Below are 6,319 nucleotides of genomic sequence, written 5' to 3' on the forward strand. Positions count from 1 at the left end.
CTTCCTCAATGTTGAGTGGTCAGTACCCAGCAAGCGAGCTGCTTCACCAATCTTGACTAATCTCTTATCCATAGTGTGAGATTATGATAGATAATCATAGATTACTCAATACTGTTTCAAACCCTTACATCACTTATCTTGATCCAAAAACAAGCCCCACTCAAAAGCACTTGATTTACTATAGAGAATCAACAGCAAATGAGCAGGTATATAAAATCAAGAATCCGGATAATGTGACTCCCCAAATCACATGTTCCCAGCCGACGTTCCACTGGGGCTCGAACATCAACAGCTCAAACTGTTGTGACTGCTTACCCTCAAGCGCGAGGCAGTGTTTTTTATCCTTACTCAACAGCCCCAGAAGCTTGTCACCCTGACTGATGAAGCGACAAAGTATCTGACTGTTTTCAACACAATTCACTGAACTGCCAGCTCCCTCATAAAAATGAGAGTTGGCACCAAAGCAGCCTATGCAGTTTGGCTGCTCAACTTTCTTCCATTGATAAAAACGAAGAACGCCTGCTTCCGGTACCTGAAATTTTGAAACAGCCTTTCCTACAGGAAACAACTGGCATGATGTTCCATCCGGGCTGACAACACCCAGCCTGGATTCGTGTTTATCCAGACAAACCACCTGATTGCGTTCCAGAGAGCAGCCTTTTGCAGGCACAAAGGGTTGATGATCGGTGTACGGAACCCACCACCAGGCTTTAATCTCTGCCATCTGAAAAGAGCCTGTCAGACATAACCAGAAGAAGAGTCTCACGACATAGCTTTTCATAACGTCCCCAACACCATTCAACGCCTGCAACTGGCAACATTAATAGGCTAATTTGCCCTAAGCCTTCAGATGCAATGGCAATAAATCCTGCTGGAATCAGAAGAAATATTAACAGTCGTAAGTCAAAACGACTCAACGTATAATGGCCGGTTTTTAACCCTTTCTCAGTGCTAATTCGGGTTACGATGCTGTCTAATATTCGCATTATTCTGATCAACACCTTTCATCCGGGAAACATTGGCTCCGCAGCCAGGGCCATGAAAACCATGGGTCTTGCAGACCTTTGCCTGGTGACTCCCCAGCAATTTTCAGATCCTGAAGCGCAATCTATGGCCAAGAGCATGGCGGCAGGTGCTCAGGACGTACTGGCGGGTGCCAGGGTATTTCAGACGTTGGATGAAGCGATTGCAGATTGTTCCATGGTCGTGGGAACCAGCGCCCGCAATCGCAACCATACGTTTACCCGACCAATGCTGACGGCAGAAGACTGTTCAGACAAACTGGTTGCAGAAGCAGTCCGCAACCCTGTCGCCCTGGTTTTTGGTCAGGAGACCATGGGACTGACCAATCAGGAGCTGGAGAAGTGTCACTATCATGTCTCCATTGATGCCGACCCTGAATACCCGGTGCTTAATGTAGCTTCTGCCATTCAGATTCTTTGTTATGACATTCGCAAAGCTGAGCTGCGCAAGAGCCAGCGGGAGCACTCTGACAACGAAGCAGAAGAATACCCGTTAACCCGTGAGCTGGAGTATTTTTACGAGCACCTGGAAGAAACGCTGAACGACATTAATTTTATTATCAAACAGCATCCAGGACTGGTAATGACCCGCCTTCGTCGCCTATTCAACCGGGCCAGACCGGAAGCCAAGGAGCTGAATATGCTCAGAGGCATTCTGGCTGCTGCCCAGAAATCAGCCACCAACGAAACGTCTTCCTCTGAAAAAGATGCCGGATGACCGTTGAAGAACTGACGCCTGTCGCCTTTCCTCTGGCTAACCGCTTCTTTAAAGAGAACGGTCACAAAGGAAAGGCGCGCTCCAACGAACGAGTGTTTATTCTGCAGGTCGATCGTTCGATTGTTGCAGCGCTCAGGGCAACCCCAAAAGCCAATGGTTATCTGTTAAGAAGCGTCTGGGTACACAGAGAGAAACGTTCGAAAGGTCTTGGCAGCCAACTGATGCAAACCGTGTTGGCAACACTGTCTCCAGCTCCTTGCTGGTGTTATCCCTACGACCATCTGACCGGCTTTTATGAAAAGCTGGGGTTTCAGAAGGTATCTCCAGATCAGGTTCCTTCCGAAATTGGTAAGCCTTACCTGAATTATCTGGAGCGCGGAGAGTCTTTTCTTTTAATGTCGTTTCCAGAAAAAACGAATCATTATTAAACGTCACTTAGACTCAGCATTATCGGAAAAATAGACCTTTCTTTCTGGATTTTAAGCCGAAATTGTCTTACGTCCGACAGGCTCCTAGTGACAAGCCTTCAATGGCAGGTTGGCAAACAATGCCGCTTTAAGGGCCGCCGGAGCAGCAAAAGAAGAACCTGTGAGCAATCGCCAGAACTTTTTGGGGTATTCAGTGACTTCCTGAGAGTAGCCTGTAAGTCGTTCCAGCGGAATATCAACACACTGATCGCCATTCAGATCATAGCCCACGGGATCGCCATCTGAGTTATCCACCCTAACCACTTCGTAAGCAGCTTGAGCATAGGTATCAACAAACGGGTTGTTGGCTACGAAATATTTCAATTCAGATTCAACCGCTCCCACAGTGACGACATCATCCGCCAGCGAAAAGGTGTTGATCATCCCCGTACCACCGTTCCCTGCAATGGTATAAACCTGGATACCTTTAGCTGTCAGAGACTCGAGAGCCATAATAATCTGGTAGGTGGTGTGCCAGACTTCATCCGCCTGCCCCATCTCTCTGACTTTTTCCTTATACTGCCCTGCCCGCTTGAGCTGCAGCGGCTTATCAAATGTACTGATAAGAGTGGAAGATTCCCAGGATAGAAGCACTGCATCAACGGGCTGTTTTTTATATCGGGCAAGAATATTCTGGATATTCACCAGAATCTCTGACATGGGATTTTTCCCATCCAGTATCGGGTATTGGATAAACGTAATCTGGGGATGAGAAGCAATCAGGCGAACCACATCACCGTGATAAAAAGGTTCTCGACGTTCATCGTCGTCCAAATCCATCATGCCATAAAGCCAGCCATGGAGAACCCGTTCTTCATCGTTTTCAAAGCCTTGCGCCGGTGGAAAAAAACGGTCAATGATCGCTACTCGATACACTGGCAACCGTACTTCAGCCTGGGTAGACAGACTTAGCATAACCATCAAAAATCCGGCAATCCATCGCATTATTGCCTTTGCACCCTTTACTCATTCATGAATAAAGTCATCGGCTCAAGATGTTTTTTCTCAATACAATAAAGAGTTAAAGACAGAATTTAATCCGGGTTGTCATTTCGAAAGAATTACGCAAGATTCGGATTAACGAGGAACGATTGTTCAGGCACAATGCCGTGGCCCGAAAAAAAACAGTAGCGAGATAAACAAAACTCATCGTGAATTTCCGGGTGAACCGTCACAAGCGGGAAGGTATCCATTTTCATCACCACACCTGCGGGATGAAAAGCGACTAACAAAGGAAAGAGAGTGTCCGATCAACGAGATTCTTCTGGCTTTGCACTGGGTGTAATGGCCTTTACCATCTGGGGGCTGGTACCCATTTATTTTAAAGCACTGGAACATGTGCCTCCGCTGGAAATATTGGGACACCGTGTTTTCTGGTCGGTTTTTCTATTGCTGGCTCTGCTAAAGGTTACGGGTCAGTTCTCGCAGCTTAAACAGATATTCTCCAGTATCAAACTATCTGGGGCACTAACCCTTTCAGCCATTCTGGTGGCTACCAACTGGTTGATTTTTATCTGGGGTGTCACCAATGACCGAATCCTTGAAACCAGTCTCGGTTACTACATCAACCCGCTGCTCAATGTGTTTTTAGGTTACCTGTTTCTGAAAGAAAAACTGACACCTCTCAAACTGGTAGCCGTCGTGATCGCTGCCGTGGCAGTCATCTATCAGGTTCTTATGCTGGGTATTGTGCCCTGGGTCGCTTTCACCCTGGCAATGAGCTTTGGTATGTATGGGCTGATGAGAAAAACCACGCATGTAGCAGCTGTCCCCGGACTGGCCTTTGAAACCCTGATCCTTCTGCCCGTAACGCTGGGGTATTTCTTCTGGATCTATAAGAGCGGCGATTACAGCTTCCGATTCTCGGATCCCCATACCAGTGGCTTGCTTGCTCTGGCCGGACTGGTAACTACCATCCCTCTGGTTCTGTTCAATATGGCGGCAAAAAAGCTGACGTTAACCACTATTGGCATCCTGCAATATCTAGGACCTTCCATTTCATTCCTGGTGGGATTGTTTATCTACAAAGAGGAAGTGACCCAGGCACAACTGATCACTTTTGGACTTATCTGGTTTGCTCTGGCTATCTTCACCTTTGATGGGATGCGCAAGAAATCACAGCGCCAGAGCCAGAAACAACCCTCAACTGAAGCTCAAACGGCTGAATAACCTCCTTTCCCAGGAGCCTGACTGAGAATAGTGGTCGAGATTAAAATTCATCGGAAAAATGAGCCGTACCTTCTGAATTTTAGGCCGACCTGTCTACTCTCGGTCAGCCTCCAAGCAATGGTCAGAGGATTCTGACCATCCTTCCTGCATTTTTTTGGCTACGCTAAGACCTTAAAAAACCTGCTTTTTTACAATCTGTAAGCAATCTTTACGATCTTCTTTCCAGAATTTTCTTCACAGACCAAATTATTACATGTAAGGTTTATTACATGTAATATAAACAAATAAACAAAAGAGACGATCTTCTCAGGAGTAGCCCCATGGCTCCACCGAAAAATGCCGCACATTACCAGCGCCTGTTCAGGGCCCGAATGAGAGAGCAGGGGCTGGTAAAGAAAGAAGTTTGGATCTTGCCCGAAAACGCCGGTCGTTTACGAGATGTAGAACGCGATCTGAGATTAACCCAAACAATCAATGCATCAGGAAACTCCAAAATGACAGCAAGCGAAAACAAGCCTCATGACATCTGGACTATCCAGACCCTTCACCAGGCACTGATCAATGATCCACTGTTTAACAGCGGCAATGCCAGCCTGCAGTTAGTGGACGGAACGGATCCTTGTCTGGAAGTCACCATGAATGAATTTGGTGATCTGCCTATCTACATCACTGTTTCAGGTGAGCAAATTATTGCTGATGCCGTACTCTGGCCACTGACTCATGTAAAGGATTCTGTTGCGCTGAATGATGAGATCCTGCGGACACACAAGCTGTTTCCACTGTCGACCATCAGCCTGGATCGCTTTCCTGGTGGAGAAGATTACTACACCATTTTTGGCGCCCTGAGCTCAGCCTCACTGCTCCAGAATGTCGTTCTGGAAATTGAAACCCTGGCGTCCAACGCCATCAAGGCAACTGAAGCATACAGCCAGCATCTGGCCTGATAGAACAAGTGCATTAAACAGCCATGAGCCGGAAATGCCGCTCACCCCGAACCATGAAAATGACTACAGAGCCCAAAATAGCGGCATTTTCATAGTAAAAGTTAACTGCCAGAAAACGATTATTTTTCAACTTTAAAAAGGAAACGACATTATGAGTATCTGGGGAAAAGTCATTACCGCCCTGAAAGGTGCTACCAACGAAGTGGGCGAATCCATTGCTGACAGCAATGCACTGCGTATTCTGGATCAGGAAATCCGGGAAGCCAGCGATCAGCTGCAGCAGTCCAAAACTCAGCTGGCCGGCATCATGGCCAAGCAGAAGCTGTCAGATCAAAAGTGCAAAGAGCTGAAAGAAAAAGTAGCCGAGTATGAAGGCTACGCGATGAAAGCGCTGGAACAGGGTGATGACGCCTTGGCCACCGAAGTCGCCACCAAAATTGCCGACTATGAAGCTCAGCTTACTGCTGAACAGGAAATGGAAAGCAGTTTTGCCAGCAGTGTCACCAGCCTGAAAAAAGCGATTGCTGATGCCGAAGCCAACCTGCGCCGTCTGAAGCAACAGGTTGATACTGTAAAAGCGACAGAATCCGTACAAAAAGCTCAAGCCGCCTGTGCCGCAAAACACAGCGGAGTGAACTCCAAGATGGCCACTGCTACTGACTCCCTTGAGCGCATCAAGCGCAGACAGGCTGAGCGTGCTGCTCAAATGGAAGCTGCCAGTGAACTGTCAGGTGATACAGCTGAGTCAGATCTCCAAAGCAAGCTGAAAGCAGCTGGCATTGGCAAAACGGACTCTGACGCCAGCAGCGTTCTGGAACGTCTGAAAGCCAAGCAGCAGTAAAGCTGGAAAGCTGGAAGGCTGGAAGGCTGGAAGACTGGAAGGCTGGAAGGCTGGAAGGCTGGAAGGCTGGAAGGCTGGAAGGCTGGAAGGCTGGAAGGCTGGAAGGCTGGAAGGCTGGAAGGCTGGAAGGCTGGAAGGCTGGAAGGCTGGAAGGCTGG

At 47.8% G+C, this 6,319-nt stretch carries 7 protein-coding genes; 5 read left to right on the plus strand and 2 right to left on the minus strand.

The genetic code is table 11. The annotated features are described in order from the left end of the window. Nucleotides 1–178 precede the first annotated feature (178 nt). Nucleotides 179–781 (minus strand): hypothetical protein, encoded by a 603-nt coding sequence (locus ACR2PX_RS25965; RefSeq protein ID WP_434002259.1) that lies wholly within the window; start codon nt 779–781, stop codon nt 179–181. A 185-nt stretch (nt 782–966) separates the two neighbouring features. On the opposite strand from ACR2PX_RS25965, the gene trmJ reads away from it, so the two are divergent. Next, nucleotides 967–1,740: a tRNA (cytosine(32)/uridine(32)-2'-O)-methyltransferase TrmJ gene (trmJ, locus tag ACR2PX_RS25970; protein WP_434002260.1), complete on the plus strand. Its 774-nt coding sequence runs from the start codon at nt 967–969 to the stop codon at nt 1,738–1,740. Next, nucleotides 1,737–2,168 (plus strand): GNAT family N-acetyltransferase, encoded by a 432-nt coding sequence (locus ACR2PX_RS25975; protein ID WP_434002261.1) that lies wholly within the window; start codon nt 1,737–1,739, stop codon nt 2,166–2,168. The genes trmJ and ACR2PX_RS25975 overlap by 4 nt, the downstream gene beginning before the upstream one ends. An 84-nt stretch (nt 2,169–2,252) precedes the next feature. Here the strand turns inward: ACR2PX_RS25975 and ACR2PX_RS25980 are convergent, their stop codons facing one another. Beyond that, nucleotides 2,253–3,128, minus strand: coding sequence for a hypothetical protein (locus tag ACR2PX_RS25980; protein WP_434002262.1), 876 nt, complete (start codon nt 3,126–3,128; stop codon nt 2,253–2,255). 321 nt (nt 3,129–3,449) lie between these two features. Here ACR2PX_RS25980 and rarD point away from each other — a divergent pair, with 321 nt between their 5' ends. The 3 genes from rarD (at nt 3,450) to ACR2PX_RS25995 (ending at nt 6,161) form a co-directional block, all read left to right on the plus strand. Further along, nucleotides 3,450–4,376, plus strand: a complete 927-nt coding sequence (rarD, locus tag ACR2PX_RS25985; protein ID WP_434002263.1) for an EamA family transporter RarD — start codon at nt 3,450–3,452, stop codon at nt 4,374–4,376. A 320-nt stretch (nt 4,377–4,696) separates the two neighbouring features. Next, nucleotides 4,697–5,320 carry a YjfI family protein gene (locus ACR2PX_RS25990; protein ID WP_434002264.1) on the plus strand — a complete coding sequence of 208 codons (624 nt, stop codon included), beginning with the start codon at nt 4,697–4,699 and terminating at the stop codon, nt 5,318–5,320. Between the two features lie 151 nt (nt 5,321–5,471). Continuing rightward, complete coding sequence (locus ACR2PX_RS25995; protein WP_434002265.1) at nt 5,472–6,161, plus strand: PspA/IM30 family protein; 690 nt, start codon at nt 5,472–5,474, stop codon at nt 6,159–6,161. Nucleotides 6,162–6,319 lie beyond the last annotated feature (158 nt).

The sequence above is a fragment of the Endozoicomonas sp. genome, assembly GCF_051008435.1.
GTDB lineage: Bacteria > Pseudomonadota > Gammaproteobacteria > Pseudomonadales > Endozoicomonadaceae > Endozoicomonas_A.

Coding starts and splice junctions, on each gene's coding strand:
- ACR2PX_RS25990 (WP_434002264.1), top strand. CDS start 4,697: ATGGCTCCACCGAAAAATGCCGCACATTACCAGCGCCTGTTCAGGGCC.
- ACR2PX_RS25975 (WP_434002261.1), top strand. CDS start 1,737: ATGACCGTTGAAGAACTGACGCCTGTCGCCTTTCCTCTGGCTAACCGC.
- trmJ (WP_434002260.1), top strand. CDS start 967: ATGCTGTCTAATATTCGCATTATTCTGATCAACACCTTTCATCCGGGA.
- ACR2PX_RS25995 (WP_434002265.1), top strand. CDS start 5,472: ATGAGTATCTGGGGAAAAGTCATTACCGCCCTGAAAGGTGCTACCAAC.
- ACR2PX_RS25980 (WP_434002262.1), bottom strand. CDS start 3,128: ATGGTTATGCTAAGTCTGTCTACCCAGGCTGAAGTACGGTTGCCAGTG.
- ACR2PX_RS25965 (WP_434002259.1), bottom strand. CDS start 781: ATGAAAAGCTATGTCGTGAGACTCTTCTTCTGGTTATGTCTGACAGGC.